At 70.5% G+C, this 24,704-nt stretch carries 24 protein-coding genes; 14 read left to right on the top strand and 10 right to left on the bottom strand.

Translation table 11 applies throughout. The annotated features are described in order from the left end of the window. Nucleotides 1-2 precede the first annotated feature (2 nt). The 3 genes from LX88_RS40450 to LX88_RS40440 all read right to left on the bottom strand — a co-directional run bounded on the left by LX88_RS40450 (nucleotide 3) and on the right by LX88_RS40440 (nucleotide 3,286). Nucleotides 3-1,094 carry an IS630 family transposase gene (locus tag LX88_RS40450; protein ID WP_258947671.1) on the bottom strand — a complete coding sequence of 364 codons (1,092 nt, stop codon included), beginning with the start codon at nucleotides 1,092-1,094 and terminating at the stop codon, nucleotides 3-5. Between the two features lie 267 nt (nucleotides 1,095-1,361). After that, a complete protein-coding gene (locus LX88_RS40445) occupies nucleotides 1,362-1,796 on the bottom strand; it encodes a MerR family transcriptional regulator (RefSeq protein ID WP_258953037.1) in 435 nt (144 codons plus the stop codon). Nucleotides 1,797-1,831: 35 nt separating this feature from the next. After that, the gene (locus LX88_RS40440; RefSeq protein ID WP_258953036.1) at nucleotides 1,832-3,286 is read right to left on the bottom strand and encodes an FAD-dependent monooxygenase; all 1,455 of its coding nucleotides are present in this window, start codon (nucleotides 3,284-3,286) and stop codon (nucleotides 1,832-1,834) included. 252 nt (nucleotides 3,287-3,538) lie between these two features. Between LX88_RS40440 and LX88_RS40435 the strand changes: the two genes are divergently transcribed. Together LX88_RS40435 and LX88_RS40430 are read left to right on the top strand one after the other, a co-directional pair. After that, nucleotides 3,539-4,657 (top strand): carboxylate-amine ligase, encoded by a 1,119-nt coding sequence (locus LX88_RS40435; protein ID WP_258953035.1) that lies wholly within the window; start codon nucleotides 3,539-3,541, stop codon nucleotides 4,655-4,657. An 85-nt stretch (nucleotides 4,658-4,742) separates the two neighbouring features. Next, on the top strand, nucleotides 4,743-5,996 hold the full coding sequence (locus LX88_RS40430; protein ID WP_258953034.1) for a GAF domain-containing protein: 1,254 nt from the start codon (nucleotides 4,743-4,745) through the stop codon (nucleotides 5,994-5,996). 16 nt (nucleotides 5,997-6,012) lie between these two features. On the opposite strand, the gene LX88_RS40425 is transcribed toward LX88_RS40430, so the two are convergent. Together LX88_RS40425 and LX88_RS40420 are read right to left on the bottom strand one after the other, a co-directional pair. Then, entirely contained in the window at nucleotides 6,013-7,296 is a 1,284-nt protein-coding gene (locus tag LX88_RS40425; RefSeq protein WP_258953033.1) for a cation:proton antiporter, read from the bottom strand. Nucleotides 7,297-7,364: 68 nt separating this feature from the next. Next, the gene (locus tag LX88_RS40420; RefSeq protein ID WP_258953032.1) at nucleotides 7,365-7,988 is read right to left on the bottom strand and encodes a TetR/AcrR family transcriptional regulator; all 624 of its coding nucleotides are present in this window, start codon (nucleotides 7,986-7,988) and stop codon (nucleotides 7,365-7,367) included. A gap of 66 nt (nucleotides 7,989-8,054) precedes the next feature. Here LX88_RS40420 and LX88_RS40415 point away from each other — a divergent pair, with 66 nt between their 5' ends. Then, nucleotides 8,055-10,073: a 2Fe-2S iron-sulfur cluster-binding protein gene (locus LX88_RS40415; RefSeq protein WP_258953031.1), complete on the top strand. Its 2,019-nt coding sequence runs from the start codon at nucleotides 8,055-8,057 to the stop codon at nucleotides 10,071-10,073. A 1-nt stretch (nucleotide 10,074) separates the two neighbouring features. Here LX88_RS40415 and LX88_RS40410 read toward each other — a convergent pair whose 3' ends face one another. Genes LX88_RS40410 through LX88_RS40400 form a run of 3 tightly spaced genes read right to left on the bottom strand, consistent with a single transcriptional unit; the run spans nucleotide 10,075 to nucleotide 13,028 of the window. Beyond that, nucleotides 10,075-10,389: a DUF4387 domain-containing protein gene (locus LX88_RS40410; RefSeq protein WP_258953030.1), complete on the bottom strand. Its 315-nt coding sequence runs from the start codon at nucleotides 10,387-10,389 to the stop codon at nucleotides 10,075-10,077. Beyond that, nucleotides 10,382-11,752, bottom strand: coding sequence for an acyclic terpene utilization AtuA family protein (locus tag LX88_RS40405; RefSeq protein WP_258953029.1), 1,371 nt, complete (start codon nucleotides 11,750-11,752; stop codon nucleotides 10,382-10,384). Before LX88_RS40405 ends, LX88_RS40410 begins: the two co-directional genes overlap by 8 nt. A gap of 19 nt (nucleotides 11,753-11,771) precedes the next feature. Continuing rightward, nucleotides 11,772-13,028, bottom strand: a complete 1,257-nt coding sequence (locus tag LX88_RS40400) for an MFS transporter (protein ID WP_258953028.1) — start codon at nucleotides 13,026-13,028, stop codon at nucleotides 11,772-11,774. A 105-nt stretch (nucleotides 13,029-13,133) separates the two neighbouring features. On the opposite strand from LX88_RS40400, the gene LX88_RS40395 reads away from it, so the two are divergent. The 10 genes from LX88_RS40395 to LX88_RS40350 all read left to right on the top strand — a co-directional run bounded on the left by LX88_RS40395 (nucleotide 13,134) and on the right by LX88_RS40350 (nucleotide 21,411). After that, on the top strand, nucleotides 13,134-13,853 hold the full coding sequence (locus tag LX88_RS40395; RefSeq protein WP_258953027.1) for a GntR family transcriptional regulator: 720 nt from the start codon (nucleotides 13,134-13,136) through the stop codon (nucleotides 13,851-13,853). Nucleotides 13,854-13,925: 72 nt separating this feature from the next. After that, entirely contained in the window at nucleotides 13,926-14,603 is a 678-nt protein-coding gene (locus tag LX88_RS40390) for a DUF899 domain-containing protein (protein WP_258953045.1), read from the top strand. A 157-nt stretch (nucleotides 14,604-14,760) separates the two neighbouring features. Next, entirely contained in the window at nucleotides 14,761-15,612 is an 852-nt protein-coding gene (locus tag LX88_RS40385) for an STAS domain-containing protein (RefSeq protein WP_258953026.1), read from the top strand. Beyond that, entirely contained in the window at nucleotides 15,612-15,980 is a 369-nt protein-coding gene (locus LX88_RS40380) for an STAS domain-containing protein (RefSeq protein WP_258953025.1), read from the top strand. Before LX88_RS40385 ends, LX88_RS40380 begins: the two co-directional genes overlap by 1 nt. Beyond that, entirely contained in the window at nucleotides 15,980-16,393 is a 414-nt protein-coding gene (locus tag LX88_RS40375; RefSeq protein WP_258953024.1) for an ATP-binding protein, read from the top strand. The genes LX88_RS40380 and LX88_RS40375 overlap by 1 nt, the downstream gene beginning before the upstream one ends. Next, the gene (locus LX88_RS40370; protein ID WP_258953023.1) at nucleotides 16,381-17,418 is read left to right on the top strand and encodes a SpoIIE family protein phosphatase; all 1,038 of its coding nucleotides are present in this window, start codon (nucleotides 16,381-16,383) and stop codon (nucleotides 17,416-17,418) included. The genes LX88_RS40375 and LX88_RS40370 overlap by 13 nt, the downstream gene beginning before the upstream one ends. Further along, nucleotides 17,415-19,142, top strand: a complete 1,728-nt coding sequence (locus LX88_RS40365; RefSeq protein WP_258953022.1) for an ATP-binding response regulator — start codon at nucleotides 17,415-17,417, stop codon at nucleotides 19,140-19,142. The genes LX88_RS40370 and LX88_RS40365 overlap by 4 nt, the downstream gene beginning before the upstream one ends. Next, nucleotides 19,139-20,692, top strand: coding sequence for a fused response regulator/phosphatase (locus tag LX88_RS40360; protein WP_258953021.1), 1,554 nt, complete (start codon nucleotides 19,139-19,141; stop codon nucleotides 20,690-20,692). Before LX88_RS40365 ends, LX88_RS40360 begins: the two co-directional genes overlap by 4 nt. Then, nucleotides 20,689-21,078, top strand: coding sequence for an ATP-binding protein (locus LX88_RS40355; protein WP_258953020.1), 390 nt, complete (start codon nucleotides 20,689-20,691; stop codon nucleotides 21,076-21,078). Before LX88_RS40360 ends, LX88_RS40355 begins: the two co-directional genes overlap by 4 nt. A gap of 159 nt (nucleotides 21,079-21,237) precedes the next feature. Further along, nucleotides 21,238-21,411: a hypothetical protein gene (locus tag LX88_RS40350; protein WP_258953019.1), complete on the top strand. Its 174-nt coding sequence runs from the start codon at nucleotides 21,238-21,240 to the stop codon at nucleotides 21,409-21,411. A gap of 43 nt (nucleotides 21,412-21,454) precedes the next feature. On the opposite strand, the gene LX88_RS40345 is transcribed toward LX88_RS40350, so the two are convergent. Then, nucleotides 21,455-21,871, bottom strand: coding sequence for an ankyrin repeat domain-containing protein (locus tag LX88_RS40345; protein ID WP_258953018.1), 417 nt, complete (start codon nucleotides 21,869-21,871; stop codon nucleotides 21,455-21,457). Continuing rightward, nucleotides 21,868-24,066 carry a catalase gene (locus LX88_RS40340; RefSeq protein WP_308203488.1) on the bottom strand — a complete coding sequence of 733 codons (2,199 nt, stop codon included), beginning with the start codon at nucleotides 24,064-24,066 and terminating at the stop codon, nucleotides 21,868-21,870. The genes LX88_RS40345 and LX88_RS40340 overlap by 4 nt, the downstream gene beginning before the upstream one ends. 144 nt (nucleotides 24,067-24,210) lie before the next feature. Between LX88_RS40340 and LX88_RS40335 the strand changes: the two genes are divergently transcribed. Beyond that, nucleotides 24,211-24,654 (top strand): DUF4383 domain-containing protein, encoded by a 444-nt coding sequence (locus LX88_RS40335; RefSeq protein WP_258953017.1) that lies wholly within the window; start codon nucleotides 24,211-24,213, stop codon nucleotides 24,652-24,654. Nucleotides 24,655-24,704: the final 50 nt, after the last annotated feature.

Raw genomic sequence — 24,704 nt, 5'->3', positions numbered from 1 at the left:
CACTAGTGTCCTGCGCCGGAAATTCGCCTGCAAAAGCGTGCGAGTGACTCGAGGATCTCTTCGGCGGTCTTGGTCCACAGGAACGGCCGTGGGTGGGTGTTCCAGTCCGCGATCCAGGCCCGGACGTCCTTCTCGAGTGCTTGCACGCTTTTGTGGGCGCCGCGTTTGATCTTCTGCTGCGCCAGCAGGCCGAACCAGCGTTCGACCTGGTTGATCCACGAGGATCCGGTCGGGGTGAAGTGCATGTGGAACCGCGGGTGCTTCGCCAGCCAGGCCTTGATCGCCGCGGTCTTGTGGGTGCCGTAGTTGTCACAGACCAGATGCACGTCCAGCTCCGCTGGGACGGTCTTGTCGATCGTGATCAAGAATTTCTTGAACTCGGCGGCGCGGTGCTGGCGGTGCAACTCGCTGATCACCGTGCCGTCCGCGATGTCGAACGCGGCGAACAGGCTGGTGATGCCGTTGCGGACGTAGTCGTGCGTGCGGCGCTCAGGCATACCGGGCATCATCGGCAGCACCGGCTGTGAGCGGTCCAATGCCTGGATCTGAGACTTCTCGTCCACGCACAGCACCACCGCCCGCTCGGGCGGATTGTGATACAGGCCAACCACATCCACGACCTTCTCCACAAACAACGGATCAGTGGAGAGCTTGAACGTCTCCGCACGGTGCGGTTTGAGCCCGAAATCGCGCCAGATCCGGCCGATGGTCGACTTGCTCAACCCGGTGCGCTCCGCCATCGACGTTCGCGACCAGTGCGTGGCGCTACGCGGAGTCTCCTCCAGCGTCGCCACGATCACCTCCTCGATCTGATCGACCGTGATCGACGGCGGCCGGCCCGGCCGCTGCTCGTCGACCAGACCGTCCAGCCGATCGCGCAGAAACCGCCTGCGCCACTTGGTCACCGTCGCCTCGTGCACCCGAAGATCCTCGGCGATCTGCTTGCCCGGCACACCCTCCGCACACGCCAGCACGATCCTGCACCGCTGCGCCAGCACCTGCGACGACTTCGCCCGCCGCGCCCACCGCCGCAGCGTCTCCCGCTCCTGCTCCGTCAACGTCACCTCAGCAGGAGGACGACCAATCCGCGCCATCACCCCACACTAGACTTACCTTGCGGATTTCCGACGCAGGACACTAGTGTCCTGCGCCGGAAATTCGTCATCAAAGTATGAAGGTTGATGAGGGGAGCTTTCATCAACCTCAGGTTTGGGAAAGCTCCCCTCATCAACGTCGCGGGGCCTCAGCCACGCCGTCATCAACTGCACGCGGGGCGCTTTCGTGCGCTCCACGCGCACGAAAGCGCCCCGCGTGCGGCACAAACGGCAGGGACTTCAGCGGCGGACTTCCGGCGTAGGGCACTAGCTCCGCGTCGAATCGGCCGAAGCCGGCAGGTGTGAACGCAGTGTCGCGGCGAAGTCCTCGGCGATGGACAACTGCGTGCGCAGCGCCCGGCACCGCTCCTCGGCCGCCGTCCAGAACTCCGTGAGGCGGCTCAGGTGCCCGGCGCGATCGGCGACGTCGTCCGCGCCCAGGGCGTCGAGGATGCCGAGCAGCTCACGCATCTCGTCCAGCTGGAAGCCCAGGGGCTTCATGCGCATGATCACGCCCAGCCGCTGGACGTCCGGTTCGGTGTAGAGGCGGAACCCGCCCTGGCTGCGTGCGCTGGGCACGACCAGGCCGACCTCCTCGTAGTAGCGGATCGTGCGCAGGGACAGACCGGTCCGCTCGGCGACCTCACCGATCTGCATGTGCTCGCCCACCACGTCCCTTTCGCGCCTGCTGTGGTGGCTCATCCTCCCACGCCGGGACGGCCCGCTCGTCTTCCCGGTTACCGCGATGGTGCGTGGAAAGCGTTTACCGCGCGAGGGCCGAACCAGCGGCTGAGGTGGTCGTCGAGGTCGTGCTGGTGCTCGCCGATCCAGGCGACGTGCCCGTCCGGACGCAGCAGCAGAGCCGGAACGTCCAGTGCTGCACCGGGATCCGTGACCACGTCGACCCGGTCGAGCCAGCCGCCGGCGTTGAGGCGTCCGGTGCGGTCGAGCACCAGGCCGCGGCCGCCGCGCAGGTGGTCGTAGAGGCGTCCCTGCGCGAGGCCGACGTCACGCAGGCGGCGGCCGAGCAGGCCGGGTCCGGGACCGAGGTCGTAGCGGATGCCGATCGCGGTGATCTTCTCGATCAGCCGCCGGTTCACCTCGTTGATGTCCATCAGTTCGGTGAGGAGCCTGCGCACGGCCTGTGCGCCCGGTTCGCTGGACGCCAGTGCCACCTGGGCGCGGGTGTTGTCGAGGACGTCCGCGGCGACCGGATGACGTTCGGCGTGGTAGGTGTCCAGCAACGCGCCGGGTGCCCAGCCGCGGACCTGCCCGGCGAGCTTCCAGCCGAGATTGACCGCGTCCTGGAGGCCGAGGTTCAGGCCCTGGCCACCGGCGGGCGGGTGGATGTGCGCGGCGTCGCCGGCCAGCAGCACCCGTCCGGTGCGATAACGCTCGGCCAGCCTGGTGGCGTCGCCGAAACGGGACAACCAGCGAGGGGAGTGCACACCGAAATCAGTTCCGGCGATCGCCCGCAGCTGTTGTGCGAAATCGTCGATGGTGGGTGGTTCCGTGCGGTTCTCACTGACTTCCGCGCCCGGAATCACGACGCGGTAGATTCCTCCACCGAATGGACCGAAGCTGAACGCTTTGCCGGTCTCACCGATTTCGGCGACCTTGGCCGCGATCTCCTCCGGCGGCGCGCTTGCCGCCATCTCGCCCATCAGCGTGTCGTTGCGCGAGGGTTCGCCGGGAAATCCGACACCGAGGAATTTGCGCACGGTGCTGCGTGCGCCGTCGCAGCCGACAAGGTAACGCGACCGCAGCCTCTCGCCGCCGGTCGACTCGACTGTCACGCCCTCGTCGTCCTGCTCGAGTCCTGTCACCGCGCAACCGGCCCGGACCTGCGCTCCCAGTGCGATCGCGTGATCGCGGAGCAGGCCCTCGACGATCGGCTGCGGTATCCCCAGCAGTGACGTGAACTCGGAGTCCAGGCCCTCGGGAGTGGGTTTGGGAATGCCGGCGAATGAGCCTCCGGCCGGACGCTGCCTGCCGCGTTCCAGGAAACGGTCCAGCAATCCGCGCATCGACAGGACCTCGAGACTGCGAATGTGCAGACTGACTATTCGGGCGAACGACGAAGCGTGCTTGGGTTGCTTCTCCAGGACGAGCACGCGCACGTCGTGCAGCCGGAGCTCCGCGGCCAGCATCGCGCCGGTCGGCCCGCATCCGGCGATGACGACGTCGAACATGAACCACCCGTTTTCGCAGGTCGGGATATCGGCCGCTCAGTGTGGGACGCCGTGGTGCACTCCGCAACCGAAATACGTGGTCCGGGAAACGTGGTTCGACCCCGTTCTCGCCGGCGGTGCGGCCGAACGGCCGATCGGTCCGCCCCTGCCGGCCGACGGCCAGTTCTGACGTTTTCTTTCTGCCGTCGAAGGGTATTCGCCGGTCCCCTATGAGCAGGACGGTGTGAAGTGGCGAGACCGCCATCGAAGGACATGTGGTGTCCCACGGTCGGTGTGGAGGAGGAGTTCCTCCTCGTGGATCCGGAGACCGGTGTCCCGGTGAACCGGGCGGACGAGGTGGTCGCCGTCGCGCGCGAGCAGCTCGGTCTCGAACTGGAGCACGAGCTCACCGGCGCGCAGGTGGAGATCAACACGACGGTGTGCCGCGACGTGGAGCAGGCCCGGCGTGAACTCGTCGAGGCTCGCCGTTCGGTCGCGCAGGCCGCGCGCACGGCGGGATGCAGGGCCATCGCCGTCGGGGCGCCTCCGCTGGGCGACGCGACGGGTGAGGTGACGGACAGCCTGCGGTACCGGCGGATCGCACGTGAATTCGGTGCCCTGGCGGAACAACAGCTCATCTGCGGCTGTCACGTCCACGTCGCGGTGCCCGACCGGGAGACCGCGGTCCAGGTGTGCAACCACGTGCGTCCGTGGTTGCCGGTGCTGGCCGCGGTGACCGCGAACTCCCCGTTCTCCGGCGGCGAGGACACCGGCTTCGCGAGCTGGCGTTCGACCGTGTGGTCGCGCTGGCCCGTGTCCGGGCCGCCACCGATCTTCACCTCGTGGCAGCACTACGAGGAAGTCTGCGACACCATGATCAAGGCGGGCACCGCCCTCGACCGCGCGATGATCTACTGGGACGTCCGGCCCGCCACGGACCTGCCGACGGTGGAGGTGCGCGTCTCGGACGTCGCCGCGACCGTGGACGAGGCGGTGCTGCTGGCGGCGCTCGTCCGGGCACTGGTCGCCCAGGCGGTCGTCGACGTGGAACGCGGTGTGGAGCCGGAGCCGGTTCCCCAGGAGACGTTGCGGCAGGCTTGCTGGGGAGCGTCCAACGAAGGCCTGCGCGGCAGCACCCTGGACGTGCTGTCCGGTGAGCCGAGGCCGCTGCGGCGCCAGCTCGACGACCTGGTGACCCGGTTGACGCCGGTGTTCGAGGCCAACGGTGATCTGCCCGCGGTGCAACGGGGTCTGCGACTGCTGGACGGTCCGGGAACGGGTGCCGACCGCCAGCGCCGGGCGTTCCGCTCGGGGCAGGTGGAACCGTTGCTGGCGCTGCTCGACATCGACAACGCCGACCGCGCCGAAGGCCGGGACACGGCCGCTTCCTGAGACGGGATCCGGTGGTGCGTACGATCTTCGGTGATCGTGATGGTGTCAGAGGACAAGACCGCGTCCGAGGTCAAACAGTGAGCCGGTGGCGCATGGCGAGAGGGCGGCCATGAGGGCGTTCGGCAAGCAAGAGCAGACCGCGGACGCGGCGGGCACCGACGGGGATCTGCGCACCCTGTTCGGACAGTCCACCGCGGTGTTCGCGACGTTCACGGGCCCGGGGCACGCGGTGGAGACGGCCGATCCGGCCTTCCTGTCCGCGTTCGGCGAGGACGGCGCGGACCTGTCCGACCTCCTGGACGAGGTCCGCCGCACGGGCGAACCCCGCACCCGCCGTGACGTCCGGGCCGTGGTGGGCAGCGGCCCGGACGCACGGGAGGCGTTCTTCGACCTCACCTGCGAGCCGCGCCGGGACGCCTCCGGCGACCTGCTCGGGGTCCGGGTCATCGGCGTGGAGACCACCCAGGTCAAGCACGCCCAGCGGTTGACGGCCGAGCACCGCGCGCTGCTGGAGCAGATCGCCCGTCAGGCGCCGCTGAGCGAGGTGCTCGACGGGATGGCCCGGTGCATCGAGGAGCTGGCGCCGGAAGAGCTCTTCGTGTCCGTCCTTCTCGCCGAACCCGACGGCCTGCACCTGCGGCACGGCGCGGCGCCCAGCCTCCCGGACTTCTACAACGAGGCCATCGACGGCATCGCCACCGGTGAAGGCGTCGGCTCCTGCGGAACGGCCGCGCACCGGCGTGAACCGGTCATCGTCACCGACATCGCCACCGACCCGTTCTGGGACGACTTCCGCGATCTGGCGCAGCAGGCCGGACTGGGCTCCTGCTGGTCGACGCCGATCCTGGCCCGCGACGGCAGCCTGCTGGGCACCTTCGCGATGTACCACCGGACCGCGCGCGTCCCGCAGGACACCGACTTCGCCCTCATCCGGGTCTTCGCCGGCACCGCGGCCCTGGCCATCGAGCGCCACCACAACGAGGTGGCACGGCAGGCCGCCGAGGCGCAGGCCGAGTCCGCACGTGCCGCGCTGGCCGAGGTGGTGCGGGCGGAGCGGGAACTGCGCGCCGAAGCCGAGCAGCGCGCGGAAGCCGCCGCACAGCTGACCGCGCAGATGCGCGTCGCCGCGGCCGTGCAGGCCAAGACACCGCATCCCGAGTTCTGCCAGCTGGGCGGCAGGGCGGGGTGCACCCTGCCCGCCGAGATCAAGGTCGCCGACTCGTGGGGCGACTCGGCGTGGGGCTGTGCCGCCCACGTCGAGGAGATCCTCATCCACGTGCGTTCGGTCTTCATCGCGAGCGAGGAGCTCGGCGGCCTGGCCGCGTACCTGAACCGCTGACCCTGAACCGCTGACCTCACACGTGGGTGTCAGCGGTTTCTTCGTGCTGCGCCTGTGCTTTCTGCCGGCGTTTCCGGTCCAGCAGCCACATGACCGGGGACGCGGAGAGCCCGTGCAGCAGGACCGAGCCGATCACGACGAGCCCGACGATCTGCCACAGCGCGGTCTGCTCGGCGAACTCGCCGTGCTGCAGGGCGTACACGAGGTAGAACAACGAGCCGACCCCGCGCACGCCGAAGAACGCGATGACCGTCCGTTCGCGGGGACCGGTCTTGCCGCCGAGCAGGCCGATCCAGCCCGCCAGCGGACGCACGAGCAGCAGCACCGCCGCGGCCACGAGGACCTGCCGCCAGCCGACGCCTGCCAGCAGGCCGGTGGCGGCGGCACCGCCGAGCAGGAAGACGATCAGCACGGTGAGCATGCGCTCGGCCTGCTCGACGTAGCGGTGCAGGACCTGGTGGTAGCCGTGGCGGCGTTCCCCGGACCGGATCGCGCACGCGCACACGAAGACCGCGACGAACCCGTACCCCTCGACCAGCTCGGTGACGCCGTAGGCGAGGAACGTCGCCGCGAGCGCCACGAAGCCCTCCGCGTGCTCGGCCAGGCGGAACTTCTCCGACGGCGCCGAGAAGAACAGCTTGCCCAGCGCCCAGCCGATGAGCACGCCGATGGCGACCGCTGACGCGAGCCGCCAGAGCACGTCCACCGCGAGCCAGTGCCCGAGCCACTGCGACGGCGCCGCCCCGGCCACGCTGATCGCGATGGCGGCGTAGGTGAACGGGAACGCCAGCCCGTCGTTGAGGCCCGCCTCCGAGGTGAGCGCGAACCTGGCCTCGTCCTCGTCGGACTCGGGGTTCTCGGCGGGTTCGGCGACCTGCACCTCGCTGGCCAGCACCGGGTCGGTGGGCGCGAGCACGGCCGCGAGCAGGACGGACGCTCCGACGCCCAGGCCCAGCGCAGCCCAGCCGAGCAGGCCCACGGCGAGCATGGACAGGGGCATGGTGATGGCGAGCAGCCGCCAGGTGCTCGCCCAGCCGCGCAGGCTGACCTGGCGGTTCAGTGCGAGGCCCGCGCCCACCAGCGAGATGATCACGCAGATCTCGGTCAGGTGCAGCAGCACGCCGCTGTGCGCCACGGGGTCGGGATCGGGCAGCTGGTCGGCCACCGTGAACGTCAGGGCGCCCGCGCCGAGGAAGAGCATCGGCATGGAGACCGGTGCGCGGTCGAGCAACCGGGGGAGCAGTGCGGCGGCGAGCGTCGCCAAGCCCGCGCCGGCGTACAGCAACGGTCCTGGTTCCACCGTCTGCCTTTCGTTGAGCCGTGGGAGGTCTGCACAGGTACCCGGCAGGTCACACGACTAACCGCCGCTCAGGCGGACGGGCCGCGCAGGTACCGGGTCACCATGTCCACGAGCTCGTTCTCGAACGTCCCCATCGCGGCCGGCTGCTGGAACGCGGCCAGCCGGTGCGTGTTCAGCTCCACGGTGAACACCACGAGGTCCACCGCGGTGTCCAGGTCGCGCACGTCGACGTCGGGGTGCCGCGCGAACACGTCGCGGACCTGGGCGACGCGCCGCTCGCCGTGCCGCGTGATCGTCTCGCGCAGCTCCGCGGAGAGCTGGCCCTCCTCGATCATGATCCGCAGCAGCCGGGGGTCGTCGCGGTGGTTGTCGATCGCGTCGCGCACCAGCACCCGCACGACGGACTCCAGGGTGCCCGGCGAGAGGTCCAGCCGGTCCGCGTGGGTCCAGGCGCCGCGGTCGATGTGGCGGACCATCAGCTCGGCCAGGACGGCGTCCTTGTTCGGGAAGTACTGGTACAGCGAACCGATCGAGACGCGGGCCCGTTCGGCGATGCGGTTCGTGGTGCCCGCGGCGTAGCCGTGCTCGGAGAAGACGTGAGCAGCCGCCGTCAGGATGCGGTCGCGGGTGAGCTCCGCGCGCACCTGACGGGGCTTGCGACGTGGGTCGATGTCACGATTGGCCGACGGCACGGCACTCCCTCCACAGCTGTCCGAAAGCGAGTATCCAGGAACTGAGCAAAAGCTCATAATACTGTCATGAGCTGGGAAAACAACGCTACTGCACGGCTCGGCACGGTGGCTGAGGTCGAAGCCGTCGTCGGGCGGCCCGCGTCGATGATCATGCTCAAGCAGCTCGGCGCGCTCGACGAGGGATGTGTCGACCTGCTCGCGCGCAGCCCGATCGCCGGGTTCGGGTACCGGGACGCGGACGGCGTGAGCAGGACGACGTTCGTCGGCGGCACACCGGGTTTCGTGCGCGTGCACTCGCCGGCGCGGATCTCGTTCGCCCTGTGCGAAGCCGCCGACGGCCCGGCGTCGCTGCTCTTCCTGCTGCCGGGGATCGGGGAGACCCTGCGGATCAACGGTGTCGCGCGCCGCGGCGGCTTCGACGTGCGGGAGGTGTACGTCCACTGCGCCCAGGCGGTCCTGCGTTCCGGGCTGTGGCAACCGCCCGGTGCCACGCCGTCCGCTCCCGAGGTCGGCGACGGTCCGCTCGCACTGCCCGGTGTCGCGGACTTCCTGGCCGCCTCGCCGTTCCTGGTCCTGTCCACCTGGGACTCCGGAGGCGGCAGCGACACCAGTCCGCGCGGGGACCAGCAGGCGGTCGCGCGGATCGTGGACGGCCGCACGCTCCTGATCGCGGACCGGCGTGGCAACAGGCGTGCCGACACGCTGCACAACCTGCTGCAGGACGACCGGCTCTCGTTCGCCGCGCTAGTACCGGGACGCACCGGAGTCCTGCACGTCCGGGGCCGGGCGGTGATCACCGTGGATCCCGGGTTGCTGGAACCGTTGTCGCTGCGCGGCATGCCGCCGCACGCCGCGTTGCTCGTCGACGTCGAGGACGCCGAGCTGAGTGCGAACGACGCGGTGACCCGAGCCCGGCTGTGGACCTCGGCCGCACCTGCCGGCATGCCCGACCTGATGGCGCTGGCGGGCCGGCACCTGGCCGCGAACCCCGCGAACAGCGGGCTGCGCGGCTTCCTGCTCAAGATCGCGAGCCGGGTTCCCGCGCGGTGGATGCGGGCGGCGATGAACGTCGCCTACCGCTCAGGCCTGCGCAAGGAGGGCTACGAGGTCGCGGAACTCCCACCCCTTGCCGCGGCGGAGGATCCGCTGCGGGAGGTGCGCGTCGCCGAGGTCCGCCAGGAGACGGCGAGCGCGGTGACGCTGGTGCTGGAGGACGACCGGCCGTTCGACTTCCGGCCCGGCCAGTTCTTCACGCTCGTCGCCGACGTCGGCGGTGTGAGGGTGCGCAGGCCCTACTCGGCCTCGTCGGCGCCGGGGTCATCGCGGCTGGAGGTCACGATCAAGGAGGTGGGCCGGTTCTCCCGCCACGTCCGCACGCTCGTGGCAGGTGATCGGCTGTTCGTGCGCGGTCCGTCAGGTGCCTTCCACGCGGAACCCGGCCACGAGGTGGTGCTGCTCGCGGCGGGCAGCGGCATGACGCCGATGATGAGCATCATCCGCACCCTGCTCGCGGGGCCGGGCGACCGCGTCTTCCTGCTCTACAGCAACAGGACCGCGGAGGACACCATCTTCGCCGCCGACCTCGCGCGGCTGACGGAGCGGCATCCCGACCGGCTCGGCGTCACCCACGTGCTGACGGCCCGCGACGGACGGCTCGACGTCCCACGGGTCCGGACGTGGGCAGCCGGCCTGCCGCTGTCGTCCACCGCGCGGTTCTACCTCTGCGGTCCGGAACCCCTGATGGACACCGCCCGGCAGGCACTGGACGAACTCGGCGTCCCCCGCGACCGTGTGCACGCCGAGAGCTACACGAGCGCGTCGACGGAAGCGGGATCCCCGGCACCGCAACGGATGCTCGTCCAGCGCGACGGGCAGCCCGCCGGCGCGGCGGTGGTGGAGCCGGGGCAGACGTTGCTCGACGCCGGACTCGCCGCCGGGCTGCCGATGCCCTACTCCTGCACGGTCGGCAGCTGCCAGGAGTGCGTCGTGAAGCTCCTCGCGGGCAAGGTCTCCAGGCAGGAGGAGGACGGCCGGGTCCTCACCTGCACCAGCGCGCCGTTGACCGACGTGACCCTGGAGCTCTGACTCAGTCCGGAAGTGGCAGCGACGCCAGTGGGACGTGGTGCTGTCCCGCGTGGATGTCGCTGTCCCGCAACCCGCCCTGGGCGACGGGCCGGGGGAACGAGATCTTCACGACGTTCAGCGCGGGGATCCGGAAGATCTGCACGTCCTCGGCCCGCACGTCGTACAGCCGGGCGATGGTCTCCTCGCTGAGGACCACCGCCCGCGCGTAGCTCACCGCGTCGCGCAGGAACAGTTCCATCGTCACCCAGAACGGCCCGGCGTTCTTGGAACGGACCTCCAGCGCGAGGTCGCCGAACGTCTGCGGGGACTCAGTCATGGGCGGGGGCCTTCCGGTGCTCGATGCGGAACATCTCGGTGGGGGAGCGGGTGTCGACGACGTGGTTGAGCACGAACTCGTAGACGGGGCCGCGCTCGGTCTCAGCGGGTGAGGTCGCGAACGCCAGGCTGGGCAGGTAGTCCATGTCCGGCGTCGGCAGGTGCAGCATCAGGGGGTTGGCGACCTTGGCCACGGCGGTCGCGAGCTCCTGGGTCGCGGCGCGCACCAGCAGCATGACGCCGATCTCGCGCGGCGGCCGGGTCGCCGGATCCAGCTTCCCCAGCACGGCGTCGTAGCCGTAGCGGCGCAGGTCGAACGAGTACTCGGTGCCGTCCAGGCCTAGGGTCTGCGCGACGCGTCCGGTGAAGACCTCGGCGAACAGGCCGGTCCACGCCTCGATGTTCGCGAGGATGTGCTCGTCGCGGATGGCCGTGAACGACATCGTCTCGTAGCCGGTGATCCTCGCGCCCTCCAGCTTCACCGTGTGCTGGCCGGCCGGGTGGAACAGCGAGCCCTCGACGCGGACGCGCCGGTCGTCCAGTGCCGTGTAGGTGGCCGCCTCGACGTCCAGTTCGCCCGCGGGCTCGCGCATGCGGAACGGGTTCACCGTCTCGTAGAGCATGTGCGCCGCCACGGAGATGGGCGTGCAGGCGGCGTCGGGGTCGAGCGGTTCGATGGTGAACCCGGTCTGGTCGATCGTGGCGAGCACGCCGCCCGTGCGGGGGTTCGTCGTGCACTGCCCGCCGCACTCGACGATCTTCGCCGCGTGCCAGGACGGACCGGCCGGCATGCCCATCATCAGCGGGAACGCGGCGGCGACGGCGGTGTCGGTCGCCCGGCCCGCGAGCACCACGGCGGCGCCGCCGCGCAGCGCCTCCTCGATCGGTTCGTGACCCATCATCCCGACGACGTGCGTGCATCCGTCCACAGTGGCCTCGTCGAGCTCGGTGGCCGGTGCCAGCGGGTGCACCGCGCCCGCCCGCAGGCGTTCGCCGAGGAAACCGGCCTGCTGCTCGCTGTAGATCGTCGCCACGGCCAGGTCGAGCTCTTCCTCGCGCAGGATGGTTTCGACGATCCCGGCGACCCAGTCGACGCCCGAGTCGGTGCCGCTGGTGCCGCAGGACCCGACGACCAGCGGAATTCCCGCCCGCGCCGAGGCCCGCAGCAGGATCCGCAGGTCGCGGGCGACCGCGGCGGCGGTCGTCTTGGCGGTGCCCGATCCCAGGTAGTGCGGGCCGGAGTCGGTCGAGCCGGCGTCGACGGAGATGACGTCGGCACCGAGCTCGAGGCCGCGGTCCACTGTGGACTGCGCGAACCCGGCGCCGAGCATGCCCGTGGGGGACAGGACGCGGACGGCTTCCATTGGTGTCCTTTCTGCGTGGTCAGAGAGAAGTCGCGTGGCGGCGGGCCAGCACGGAGACGCGCAGGACCACCGCGACGGCGATCGCGGCGAGCAGGGCGATGTCGAGGAGCATGTAACGCCACCCAGTGATGTCGACCATCGCGCCGACGAGTCCGGGGCCGATGAACCCGCCCACCGCCCAGCTCACCGTGTAGAGGCCCGTGTACACGCCGATCACGCGGGCGGACGGCGCCAGGTTCCACAGCACGACGGCCGCGTTGATCAGGAACCCGGACGCGCCGGCGGCGGCGACGCAGAAGGCGGCGACGGTCGCGGCGGGCGTCGGCACGACGGTGCCGAGGGCCAGCGCGGCGCCGAACACCACCATCCCGATGCTCATCGTGCGGATGCGCCCGATGCGTTCGGCGAGCAGCGCCGCGGGGTAGGCGGCGAGGAGGAACGCGACACCGCTGGGGAACGTCAGCGAACCGGCCGTGCCCCGGGACAGCCCGAGGGTCTCCATGCCGTACGGGGTGAACAGGGATCGGGACGAGAACCAGGCGGAGGCGAACAGCAGCACCGCGACGACGACGAGAAGCCTGCTGCGGTCGGGATCACGCACGATGTCCTTGACGACGTCGCGCAGCCTCACGGCCGGTTCGTCGGCGGAGTCCTCGGTGAGCGCGAGCTGGTACGCCCTCGACGTGTTGTCCCGCACCCGCAGGACGAGGACCGCGGTGCACGCCAGCATGAGCACGGCCGGCACGGTGAAGGCGAGCCGCGGGTGGTCGTCGACCAGGAACGCGCTGATGAGCGCGGACACGATGACGGTGAGGCCGGAGGCGATCTTGACCACCGCGTTGGCCCTGCCGCGCCGTTCCGGCTCGATGAAGTCGGGCAGCAGCGCCTGGGCGATCGGCTTGAAGCTGTTGCCCGCCAGCGAGTACACGAAGATGAGCGCGATCAGCGCCGGCAACGCCGTCGCGAGCGGGATCAGGGTGAAGAGCACCGCCGCGACCGGCATGCCGACGGCCAGGTAGGGGATCCGGCGGCCCCAGCGCGTGCGGGTGTTGTCCGAGCGGTTCGCGATCCAGGGCTGGACGAAGATGCCGAGCAGGTTGTCCATTCCCATGAGCAGGCCGACGACGGCGGTGCTCGTGACGTGCTCGCGGAGCAGCGGCGGCACCTGGGCGTCGTAGAAGTCCCAGGTCGCCTCTTGTGCGAACACGGCGAGCGCGACGAAGAACGTGATCCGCCTGGCGAGCCGCCGGTCCGCCGGTGCGGCGAGTGATGTCACGGAAGCCTCCGTTGGCTCTGGACTGCGTCACGGCGGTCTCAAAGTAGAATGCTATAGCAAAATGGTCAAGCAATAGCTTGATGGTTCGTCGTAGTATCCGTGCTCGTGACGGCCGACGAAGATCCCCGCGAGACGCTCGCCGACCGCGCCTACCGCTCGGTCCAGGACGCCATCGCCGCCGGTGGGCTGGCGCCCGGCGAGAAGGTCACCGAACGAGGGCTCGCCGAACGGCTGTCGATGAGCCCCACCCCGGTGCGCGAGGCGATCCGCCGGCTGGAGCAGGACGGCCTGATCGAGCGGACGGGCCCGCGCACGGTCGTCGTCGCGGACATCGGGGCGTCCGCCGTGGAGGACCTCGCCGAGGTCGAGATCGCGCTGCGCGGCCTCATCGCCCGGTTCGCCGCCCGCCGCGCGAGCACCGCTCAGCTCGACGCGCTCGACGCCCTCCTCGACGAGGCGGACGACCTGCTGATCGTCATCAAGCAACGCGACGCCGAGGGCCGCCCCGTCGACAAGCACCTCAACGCGTTGCTCGACACCATGCAGCGCTTCAACGACGCCGTCGCGGCCTGCGCCGGCAACGCCGTCCTGGTCCGGCTCCTGGACCAGACGAGGGTGTTCACCCGAGCCGAACGCCGCACCCGCACCGTGGAACGGGTCCTCGCGAACCACCAGTACGGCCTCGACCGCTACACCACGCACCGCGCCCTCGTCCGGGCCCTGCGCGCGGGAGACTCGGCCGCCGCGGAACGCATCGCGCTCGACGACGTCCGCGGCGGGCTCGAGGACCTGCGACGCGAACCCGGCCAGGTCTCGTCGCACTGAGCCGAGCGGTTTGCGAAGCAGGCGGCAGCGGGTACGGAGTACGGATCGGCCGGAAGGAGCGAGTCCGTGAAGATGCCGCCCGTCGTGTCGACCGAGGAGTGGAACGCGGCCCGTGAGGACCTCCTGCGCAAGGAGAAGGAGCACACCCGCCGCAAGGACGCGCTGGCAGCGGAACGCCGCAGGCTGCCGTGGGTCCGCGTCGGGAAGCGGTACACCTTCGCGGGACAGGGCGGGGACTCCGATCTGCCTGGCCTGTTCGAAGGACGGCGCCAGCTGATCGTCTACCGGCACTTCTTCGAACCCGGGGTCGCCGACTTCCCCGAGGGCGGGTGCAGCGGCTGCGCGATGTTCACCGACAACCTCGGCCACCTCGCGCACCTCAACGCCCGCGACACCACGTTCGTGATGGTCTCCGCCGCTCCGCAGGCCGACATCGCGCGCTACGGCCGTCGCATGGGCTGGGACGGCATCCCCTGGTACACGACGAAGGACGACTTCTCGAAGGACTTCGGCGTCGACGAGTACTTCGGCCTCAACGTCTTCATCCGCGACGGCGACGAGGTGCACCGCACCTACTTCACCAACGCGCGTTCGGCGGAGCAGACCGGCAACGTCTGGAGCCTGCTCGACCTCACGCCGCTCGGCCGTCAGGAGGAGTGGGAGGACTCGCCGCAGGGGTACCCGCAGGAGCCGCCGTACCAGTGGTGGCGCCGACACGACGAGTACGGCACCGCCCAGGACGCGGGCTGATCGGCAGCCACGAAGGCTCTCGATCTCCGCATGTAGGCTTCGCCGGGCAGACGCGACCGTCAAGCAGTCGGCGCATCGCAGTTCCTGCTGCACGGCCGTGGTGACCAGCTGAGATCACCGCGGTTCGCACACTTTTAGACTGCTTGAGGAGATCTGAGTGACTGCGGACGCAGGGCGTGCCCAGAGCCTGACCGATTTGATGCGGACCGAGGCGGAGCCCCTGATCGGGAAGTGGGTCGACGCGGTCGCGGCGCTGCTGCGCGGACGGCAGACGAGGTCGGAGCTCGAACGCGACTTCAGGGAGTTCTACGCGGCCCTGCTGCCCCTCGTCGGCAACGACGGCAGGGACGTCAGCGGGCCGGAGTTCGGCGACATCCGCTCGCTCCTGGACGAGTACTCGCGCGCCAGGGTCCGGGCGGGCTTCACGCCGTCCGAGACGGCGTCGAGCCTGTTCTCCCTGAAGCGCGTGATCTTCGACCTGACCGAGAACAGCGACGACCCGCAGTTCTACCGGCAGCAGAGGGCCTTCTCCGGGCTGCTGGACGCGCTCGGGCTGCTGACGTTCGAGTCCTACGCCCAGGCCCGCGACGAGATCATCAGGGAGCAGTCGGAGCAGCTCCTGGAGCTCACCACCCCGGTGGTGAAGATCTGGGAGGGCGTGCTGGCGGTGCCCCTGGTCGGCACCCTCGACTCGGCCCGCACCCAGGTGGTGATGGAGAAGCTGCTCGAAGCACTGGTGGAGACCGGTTCCGAGCACGCGATCATCGACATCACCGGTGTGTTCGCGGTCGACACCCAGGTCGCGCAGCACCTGCTCAAGACCGTGGTCGCGGCCCGGCTGATGGGCGCGGAGTGCATCGTGTCCGGCATCCGCCCGCAGATCGCGCAGACGATCGTGGCGCTGGGCATCGAGTTCGGCGACATCGTGACCAAGGCGTCCCTCGCCGACGCGCTGCGGCACGCGCTGCGCCGTGAGGGCGTCGACGTCGTGCGCAGTCGGGCCGTCTGATGGAACGCGTCCCGATTCTGAAGATCGGTGGCGTGCTGCTCGTCTCCATCCAGATCGACCTGCACGACCAGAGCGTGCTGGCGTTGCAGGAGGACCTGGCGGAGAAGATCAGCGCGACCGGGGCCCACGGCGTCATCATCGACATCTCGGCGGTCGAGATCGTCGACTCGTTCATCGGGCGGATGTTCGCCACGATCGCGTCGATCTCCCGCCTGTTCGACGCCGACACCGTGGTGGTGGGCATGCGGCCGGCGGTGGCGATCACGCTGGTCGAACTGGGTCTCACCCTGGGTGGGGTGCGCACGGCGCTCGACCTCGAACGCGGGATGAAGATCCTGGGACAGCTCGGTCGCGGACGGGACGCCTGATGCCGCCCCGGTCCGAAGGGCCGGAGGTGGTGCCCATCAGCGGCGACGACGACGTCGTCCGCGTGCGTCAGCTCGTGCGCACGTACGCGCAGCAGACGAAGCTCTCGCTGGTGGACCAGACGAAGCTGGTCACGGCGGCCAGTGAGCTCGCGCGCAACACGCTCATCTACGGCGGTGGCGGTTTCGCCCGCGTCGAGGAGGTCAGCGACGGCCGCCGCGCGGGCGTGCGGGCCTCCTTCCACGACGAGGGACCCGGCATCCCCGACCTGACGCTCGCGCTCGCCGACGGCTGGAGCAGCGGGAGCGGACTCGGTCTGGGCCTGAGCGGCGCACGTCGCCTGGTGGACGAGTTCGAGCTGGACACGGAGGTCGGTCGCGGCACGGTCGTGACGGTGGTCAAGTGGAAGAGGTGATCACGGCGAACTGCCTGCCGCTGGTGCGCGACGAGATCTGGCTGCCGGTGGAGGAGACCGCCCACGTCGGCAGGATCCGCCGCACCGCCACGGCGCTGGCCGAGCGGCTGGGGTTCGGCGCCACGCGCACGGCCGAGATCGGCCTCGCCGCCACCGAGATCGGGACGAACCTGCACAAGCACGCCCGGCAGGGCGTGGTGCTGATCCGCGCGGTGCGCGGCGAGCGGGACGCGGCGGTGGAGATCCTCGCGGTGGACCACGGCCCCGGCATCGCCGACATGGCGCTGGCGTGGGAGGACGGCCAGTCCACGACGGGCACGCTCGGCGTCGGCCTCGGCGCGGTGGCGCGGCTGGCGACGTCCTGCGCCATGACCTCCCGGCCGGGCATGGGAACCGCGCTGGTGGCGCGGTTCGCCCCCAAGCTGCACTGGGCACCCGAATGGGGTGACGAGCCGGCGGCCGGGGTGACCAGGCCGATCAACGGCGAGGAAGTGTGCGGTGACGCCTACGCGGTCTGCCGGAGCACGGACCGGATGACGCTGATGATGTGCGACGGGTCCGGGCACGGGCCGCTGGCGGCGGCCGCGTCCGACGTCGCGGTGCGGGTGTTCCGCGAGCAGCCGTTCCTGCCGCCCGACCAGGTGGTCGCCCGCCTCCACGCGGCGATGCGCGGCACGCGGGGCGGCGCGGTGGCGGTCGCGGACATCGATCTCGTCCGCCGGACCGTGCGCTACTGCGGACTGGGCAACATCGCCGCGGCGGTGCTGGCCGACGGCCGCAAGCACGGCATGATCTCGGTGCCCGGGGTCGCGGGCCACCAGGCGCGCACCATCCGCACGTTCGACTACCCGCTCCCGGAACGGGCGGTCGTGGCCATGCACTCCGACGGCCTCACCGAACGCTGGGGCGTCGACCACGGCAGCGACCTGATCGCCGACCCGCCGGTGCTGATCGCGGCGACGCTGCTGCGCGAAGCCGGCGTGCGCCACGACGACGCCTGCGTTCTGGTGGCCAGACCGGCATGAACACCATCGACCTGCTGCGGCTCCAGATCGTCGACGAGCGCGACGTGTTCCTGCTCCGCCAGCGCGGCCGCCAGGTCGCGGCGGCGGCCGGCCTCGACGGGCAGAACCAGGTCCGGGTCGCGACGGCGCTGAGCGACGTCGGCAGGGAACTGGTGCGGCAGGAGGTGGCCACGACCGCGGTCTTCCGGCTGCGGCCCGGGCCGGTGCCCGCACTGCTCGTCGAGCTGTCCTGGCAGGAGCCGGTGAGCAGCACCGGGCCCGGCTGGGACACCGCCCGCCGGTTGATGAACGACCTGGTCATCAACACCACCGACGTCACGCTGGTGAAGAACGTGCCGCACGCGGTCTCGCTCGACGAGACCGTGCTCCGGGCGTTGCGCGAGGGCACCGGCACCACCGCGCTCGACGAGCTGCGCGCTCAGAACCAGGAGCTGCTGGAGACGCTCGAGAACCTGGAGAACAAGAGCAAGGAGCTCGAACGGGTCAACGCCGAGCTGGAGGAGACCAACCGCGGCGTCGTGGCCCTCTACCAGGAGCTGTCCGAGGAACTGGAACAGACGAACCAGGGCGTGGTCGCGCTCTACGCCGAACTGGAGGCAAAGTCCGCGGAGCTGCGGGACGCGGCCGCCGCGCGCATCCGGTTCTGGTCCAACATCAGCCACGAGTTGCGCGCGCCGATCAACTCGGTGGTCGGCCTGACCCGCCTGCTCGGCGGACCGGGTGGCGACCCCATGACCGACGACCAGCGCCACCACGTGGACCTGATCAACGAGTCCGCGGCGACGCTGCTGGCGCTGGTGAACGAACTGCTCGACACCGCGAAGGCCGAGTCGGGCAGCCTGCGGCCGCGGATGGCGCCCGTCGCGCTCGACTACGTGATCACCCAGCTGCGGTCGGCCGTGCGGCCGTTGCTGCGCTCCGACGACGTGCGGCTGGTGGTGGAGACGCTGCCCGCGCTGCGGCCGTTGATCACCGACGAGACCATGCTCGTGCGGATCCTGCGCAACGTGCTGTCCAACGCCGTCAAGTTCACCGCGCGTGGCGAGATCCGCTTCACCGCCGAGGCCGGACCCGGCCCCGACGAGGTGCGGTTCGTGGTCACCGACACCGGCATCGGCATCCCGCCCGCCGAGCAGGACCGGGTGTTCGAGGAGTTCTACCAGGTGCCGAACGCGCTGCAGATCGGTGCGAGCGGCACCGGCCTGGGCCTGTCCTACGCGCGCAAGCTCGCCGAGATCCTCGGCGGCAGCCTGACGCTGAACAGCACACCCGGCGTCGGCACGGAGGTCGTGCTGACCCTGCCCACCGCCGAGGACGAGTTCGTCCAGCCCGCGCCCGTCGCGTGCGCGCTGATCGCCGACGGCGACGCGAAGTGCCGCACGCAGCTGCGCGACGCCATGGCCGGCCTCGCCGCCGAGATCATCGAGACCGAGGACGGCCGCAGCGCGCTGAACCTGGCCAAGTCACGGCGTCCCGACCTGGTCCTCGTGAGCGCGAGCGCCCCGCTGATGAGCGGCAGCGCGGTGCTGTCGGTGCTCAGGCTCGATCCGGAGCTGGCAGGGGTACCGGTCGTCATCGTGTGCGGCGACGACCCCGGTGGTCTCGCCCGCAGCGTGCACAGCCTCGGAGCCGCGATGCTGCACGAGGCGCGCATCTCCCCGGAAACGGTGAGCCGGGCGATCAGGGACGCCCAGCTCACGGCGCGTGGAACGGACAGCCGATGAACCCGGCGGCCATGGGCGGAGGACCGGCCAGGGTCCTCGTGGTGGACGACCTGGACGCGAGCAGGTTCATCGCCTGCAGCTGGTTGCGCCGCAGCGGCCACACGGTGATCGAGGCGACGACCGCGGCGGAGGCGCTCACCGCGCTGGAGGCGGACTCGTTCGACCTCGTCCTGCTCGACGTGCACCTGCCCGACATGAGCGGGTACGACGTGACGGAACGGATCAAGGCCGATCCGCGCACGCGCTCGATCCCGGTCGTGATGCTCTCGGCGACCTACATCGAGCCCGAGGACAAGGTCATCGGGCTCACCAGGGGCGCCGACGCCTACCTCACCGAACCCGTCGACCCCGGCGAGCTGCTCGCCCAAGTCGAGGCGGCGTTGCGCTACCACCGCGCCCGTGCCCTCGCCGAACACCTCGCCGCCCGGCTGACCAGGCTGACCACGGCCACGTTCGCCATCAACGCCGCCACGACGTTCGACTCCCTGGCCGGAGCCGCCGCGATCGGGGCGGCGGACGTGCTCGACACGGAGGCGATCGCCGTTCTCACCGCCCCGTCCGGCGCGGTGTGCGTCGTGACGGCCGGCGCCGAAGCCCGGCTTCGCCCGGAGAACGCCGACGTCGAGCAGTGGCTGTCGGCGCTCAACCCGGGAGTCGGTGTCGCCGTCGTCGAGGCCGGCGGGGTGCCGTGGCACCCACTGGCGGTGGCGGTGGTCGCGCGCACGAAGCCGCGCCGCCCGCCCATCGGCATCGTGGTCGGTTCCCAGGCCGTGACCGGCGCCGACGACCGGAACCTGCTGCGCCAGCTCGCCCAGGCGACCGCGCTGGCGACGGAAGGCCTGCACACGTTCGCCGAGGAGCACTCGCTCGCGCTCACGCTGCAGCGCAGCCTGCTGCCCCGCACGTTGCCGCACCGCCCCGAACTGCCGATGACGGCCAGGTACGTGCCGGCGTCGAGCAACGCGGAGATCGGCGGCGACTTCTACGACGTGATCGAGCTCGGCGGGACCCTGCTGATCGCCATCGGGGACGTGTGCGGGCACTCGATCGAGGCCGCGACGGTGATGGCGGAGGTGCGGCACACGTTCCGCGCCTACGCCGTGGAGGGCCATCGGCCGGCCGAGATCCTGCGCAGGGTCGACGCCCTGCTCGAGCGGTTCCACCCGACCGGCGGCCTCACCACCATGTGCCTGCTCGAGGTCGACCTGGAGGCGGGGACGATGGCCGTCGCGAACGCCGGTCACGTGCCGCCGCTGGTCGTCGACGACCAGGGCGCTCACTACGTCGACGTGCGCGGGCCGTTGCTGGGCATCGGGTTGGAACGGCCGGAGGCCACCGTGCTGCCGCTGCCGCCGGCGACCACCGTGCTGCTGACGACCGACGGTCTCGTCGAACGGCCGGGCATCGATCTGGACGAGGGCATGGAGAAGCTGCGCGCGACGGTCTCCGACACCGAGGACATGGACGACCTCGCCGACCGCCTGCTCACCGAACTGGGCCAGGGCAAGCGGGACGACATCGCCCTCCTGCTGCTGCGACGGCTCGGATGACGGCCCGCGTGGTCGACCTGCCGGTGCGGCCGGGCATGTCGATGGCCTCGTTGCGCCGGCACCTCGCCGCCGCTCTGCAGGACCTCGGCGAGGACCACCTCTACGACGTGCAGCTCGTGGTGACCGAGCTCGTGGCGAACGTCCTGGACCACACTCCCAGCACCACCGGCCACCTGCGGGTGCTGCGCGGCCAGGAGCCCTGTGCGGTGATCGTCGAGGTCGACGACGAGTCGGCGGTGCACCCGGTGTACGGCCGCTCCCGCCTGGGGGAGAACCGCGGCAGGGGCATCGTGGTCGTGGACAACATCTCGCGCGAGTGGGGCTGCCGCCCGCGCGGTGAGGGCGGCAAGACGGTGTTCGCGCTGGTGGAGTGCACCGGAACTTGACCCGGTCGCCGCGCTTACCCCGGTTCGGCCGGGGTATGTCCGACCATGGCCACCACACCGTCAGCGTCCCGCGGCGAACCACCCCGGCCGCCGGAAGAGCGAAAGCCGGTACCTGAAAGCGGAAGCACCGTCACCGAGCACCTCGAGAACGGTGCGGTCGTGACGTACTTCGACCCCTCCCCGTCCGCCGAGGCGCCGTTCCGGCGTGCGGTCGCGATCGGGCCGGAGATCGTCGATCCCTGCACCAACCTGCGCTGGATCCCCCTGATCGGCAACGACTGGAGTCTCGACATGGTGATGTGGCCGCTGGTCGTGGACATAGCCCCCAGCTAGTGGCGGGCGAGGCGGCGCGGTGCCGCCTCGCCCACGTGCGATCTCACCGCGCGGGTGCACCCGCGACGGGCTGCAGCAGCGCCAGCATCTCCGGCAGGTCGAAGTGCCGGGCGACGTCGAGCGCGGACCTCGGTCCGAGAGCGGGGTCCGCCCCGGCGGCGAGCAGCAGCCGCACGATGCGTTCCGAGCGCCGGAACACCGCGGCTCCCAGGGCGGTCTGCCCCCGGTCGTTGATCCGGCCGGTGTCGGCGCCCCGTTCCAGCAACGCCTCGACCACGTCCGGGTGGCGGTGGTAGGCGGCGAGGATCAGCAGGGAGTCACCCGCACCGTTGGTGAGGTTGACCGGTATCCCCGCGTCGACCGCCTCGGCCAGCCGCACCGCGTCCCCTGCGCGGGCCAGGTCGAACATCGACTGGAGGAAGGCGAGTTCCTCCTCGGTGAGCGCCTCCTGGCCGGTCATGCGATGGCCGGGGGGAAGCGGTCCCACACGCGGTGGGCGCCGAGCAGCGTGGTCACCTCGGTGAGGACCTTCGACGGGCTGTCGTCGATCACGACGCCCGGTCCCGTCCCGCACCCGGCGGCCTCCACGGTGGCGCGGCCGGTGCCCCACGCGCCGATGGCCTTGGCGTGGCGGAAGCACTCCTGGATCATCAGTGTGACGCGCGGGTCGGTGGCGTTGCCCGCGACCAGCAGCGCGTCGAACTCGATCGACCGCGCGGTGAGGAACGTCCGCTGCGCGACCAGACCGCTGTCGCCGAGCGGTCCGCCGGTCGGAGCGATCAGCAGCGGCACCATGCCGCCCGCCAGGACGGTCTCGCGCACCGTGCGGACGCCGTCGAGATCGGCCGGGTCGACCACGATCCCGATGAGGCGGCCGTCCGTGGGCCACGTCCGCCCGACCTGCGACAGGGCCGGACTGGGCATCACCTTCTTCAGCTTGGCCTGCGGCGGCACCGGAAGTCCCAGGCCCTTGGCAACCTCGGCGCACAGGACGGGGTCGACGTTGGCCAGCACCAGCAGTTCGCGTTCCTTGATCGCCTGCTCGTAGCACTTGCCCAGCTCGAAGGTGAACGCGGCGACGAGGTGTTCCTTCTCGACCGGCGACAGGCTCAGCCAGAACAACCTCGGCTGCGTGTAGTGGTCCGCGAACGACTTCGGTGCCTCGCGAACCTTGACGGCCCGCGGCAACGGCTGCGCCACCTCGACGAGCGGCCGGTCCTGGGCCTTCGCGACGAACGGGTTGCCGCCGTCGAGCGTGTTCGGCCGGTAGGGGGCGACGCCCGCGTGCACCGCCTGCTGGTGGAACCCGTCGCGGAGCATGTCGTTGACCGGCACGTGCGGGCGATTGATCGGGATCTGGTTGAAGTTCGGTCCCGCCAGCCTGGTCAGCTGGGTGTCCAGGTAGGAGAACAACCGGGACTGCAGCAGCGGGTCGTCGGTGACGTCGATGCCCGGCACCAGGTTGCCGAGGTGGAACGCCACCTGCTCGGTCTCCGCGAAGAAGTTCTGCGGGTTGCGGTTGAGCGTCAGCAGCCCTACCGGCTGCACCGGCGCGAGCTCCTCCGGGACGATCTTCGTCGGGTCGAGCAGGTCGATGCCCTCGAAGGTCTGCTGCGGGTTGTCGGGCATGATCTGCAGGCCGAGCTCCCACTGCGGGTACGCGCCGGACTCGATGGCGTCGGCGAGGTCGCGGCGGTGGAAGTCGGGGTCGAAGCCGCCGGCCATCTGGGCCTCCTCCCACACGAGGGAGTGCACGCCCAGCTTCGGCTTCCAGTGGAACTTCGCGAGCACGGTCTCGCCCTCGGCGTTGACGAGGCGGAACGTGTGGACGCCGAAGCCCTCCATCGTGCGGTACGACCGGGGGATGCCGCGGTCGGACATGTTCCACATGACGTGGTGGGTGGCCTCGGTGTGGGTCGACACGAAGTCCCAGAACGTGTCGTGCGCGCTCTGCGCCTGCGGGATCTCCCGGTCCGGGTGGGGCTTGCCCGCGTGGATCACGTCCGGGAACTTGATCCCGTCCTGGATGAAGAACACCGGGATGTTGTTGCCTACCAGGTCGAAGTTACCCTCCTGGGTGTAGAACTTCGTCGCGAACCCGCGGGTGTCCCGCACGGTGTCCGCCGAGCCGCGCGAGCCCAGCACGGTCGAGAACCGCACGAACACGGGCGTCTCCACGCCGTCGCCGAGGAAACCGGCCATGCAGACGTTCGACGCGGTGCCGTAGCCGACGAACGTGCCGTGTGCTCCGTAGCCACGCGCGTGCACGACGCGCTCCGGGATGCGTTCGTGGTCGAAGTGCATGACCTTCTCGCGCAGGTGGTGGTCCTGCAGCAACGTCGGCCCGCGCTCACCGGCCTTCAGCGAGTGGTCGGTGTCGCGCAGCCGCGCGCCGGCGGAGGTGGTGAGGAACTCACCCTGCTGGCCCTGCGACAACTTGGGAGCGCCGGTCGGGGCGCCCGTCGGCGACACCGTCTCCGGTCCGGTCTGGTCGTGCTTGGGAGGCAACGGCCCTCGCGGCTCGGTCGGCTCCTCGAGCGACGGCGGCTCGCTGTTCGGAGCGCCGGGAATCGGCGGGTTCACCAGCTCGGTGACCTTGTCGACCGCCTTCTCCACCGCCGCCTTCACGACCTTGCCCGGCTTCTTGCTCGCCACTGCTTCCTCCTACCGCACAGGAATGTCAGTGAGGCAGTACCCGGTGGTTCGTGGATGCCAACCACTTGTCACCCAACCGTTTGGCGCGATTTCGAAGGGGTAGCCGATCGCGTCCGAAACGGGCTCACGTTCAAGGGAGTCGTCATGTCCCGAACCGAAACGGCGCGGCGTGGCACGATCCAGACCGCCGCGATGGCCGTGGCCGCGGTGTTCACCCTGGTGGGCATCGCCGGGTTCATCCCCGGCCTGACCACCAACTACGAAGCGCTGGAGCTGGCCGGCCACGAGTCCCAGGCGATGCTGCTGGGGCTGTTCGCGGTGTCGGTCTTCCACAACATCGTCCACCTCGCCTTCGGCGTGGCCGGATTCCTGATGGCCCGCACGGCCGGAGGCGCGTACTGGTACCTCGTCGGCGGCGGAGCCGTCTACCTGGTGCTGTGGCTGTACGGGTTGGTGATCGACCACGACAGCGCTGCCAACTTCGTGCCGTTCAACACGGCCGACAACTGGCTGCACCTGTTCCTGGGCGTCGGCATGATCGCCCTCGGACTGGCGCTGGGCCGCGGCCGCGTCGCGCGCAGGCAGTGACCGGGGCGCGGTATTCCCGGTGATGACGAAACGGTGGGCATCGCAAGCGC

It is taken from the genome of Lentzea californiensis, assembly GCF_024648825.1.
GTDB classification, from domain to species: domain Bacteria; phylum Actinomycetota; class Actinomycetes; order Mycobacteriales; family Pseudonocardiaceae; genus Lentzea; species Lentzea californiensis.
This window is presented reverse-complemented; position numbering and strand designations above follow the sequence as displayed.

Bases quoted from the DNA above. Each gene is read 5' to 3' on its own strand.
- LX88_RS40390 (WP_258953045.1), top strand. From the start codon at position 13,926: ATGCCGCCCGTCGTGTCGACCGAGGAGTGGAACGCGGCCCGTGAGGAC.
- LX88_RS40410 (WP_258953030.1), bottom strand. From the start codon at position 10,389: ATGACTGAGTCCCCGCAGACGTTCGGCGACCTCGCGCTGGAGGTCCGT.
- LX88_RS40365 (WP_258953022.1), top strand. From the start codon at position 17,415: ATGAACACCATCGACCTGCTGCGGCTCCAGATCGTCGACGAGCGCGAC.
- LX88_RS40450 (WP_258947671.1), bottom strand. From the start codon at position 1,094: ATGGCGCGGATTGGTCGTCCTCCTGCTGAGGTGACGTTGACGGAGCAG.
- LX88_RS40375 (WP_258953024.1), top strand. From the start codon at position 15,980: ATGCCGCCCCGGTCCGAAGGGCCGGAGGTGGTGCCCATCAGCGGCGAC.
- LX88_RS40355 (WP_258953020.1), top strand. From the start codon at position 20,689: ATGACGGCCCGCGTGGTCGACCTGCCGGTGCGGCCGGGCATGTCGATG.
- LX88_RS40360 (WP_258953021.1), top strand. From the start codon at position 19,139: ATGAACCCGGCGGCCATGGGCGGAGGACCGGCCAGGGTCCTCGTGGTG.
- LX88_RS40440 (WP_258953036.1), bottom strand. From the start codon at position 3,286: ATGTTCGACGTCGTCATCGCCGGATGCGGGCCGACCGGCGCGATGCTG.
- LX88_RS40345 (WP_258953018.1), bottom strand. From the start codon at position 21,871: ATGACCGGCCAGGAGGCGCTCACCGAGGAGGAACTCGCCTTCCTCCAG.
- LX88_RS40435 (WP_258953035.1), top strand. From the start codon at position 3,539: ATGTGGTGTCCCACGGTCGGTGTGGAGGAGGAGTTCCTCCTCGTGGAT.
- LX88_RS40445 (WP_258953037.1), bottom strand. From the start codon at position 1,796: ATGAGCCACCACAGCAGGCGCGAAAGGGACGTGGTGGGCGAGCACATG.
- LX88_RS40380 (WP_258953025.1), top strand. From the start codon at position 15,612: ATGGAACGCGTCCCGATTCTGAAGATCGGTGGCGTGCTGCTCGTCTCC.
- LX88_RS40335 (WP_258953017.1), top strand. From the start codon at position 24,211: ATGTCCCGAACCGAAACGGCGCGGCGTGGCACGATCCAGACCGCCGCG.
- LX88_RS40415 (WP_258953031.1), top strand. From the start codon at position 8,055: ATGAGCTGGGAAAACAACGCTACTGCACGGCTCGGCACGGTGGCTGAG.
- LX88_RS40405 (WP_258953029.1), bottom strand. From the start codon at position 11,752: ATGGAAGCCGTCCGCGTCCTGTCCCCCACGGGCATGCTCGGCGCCGGG.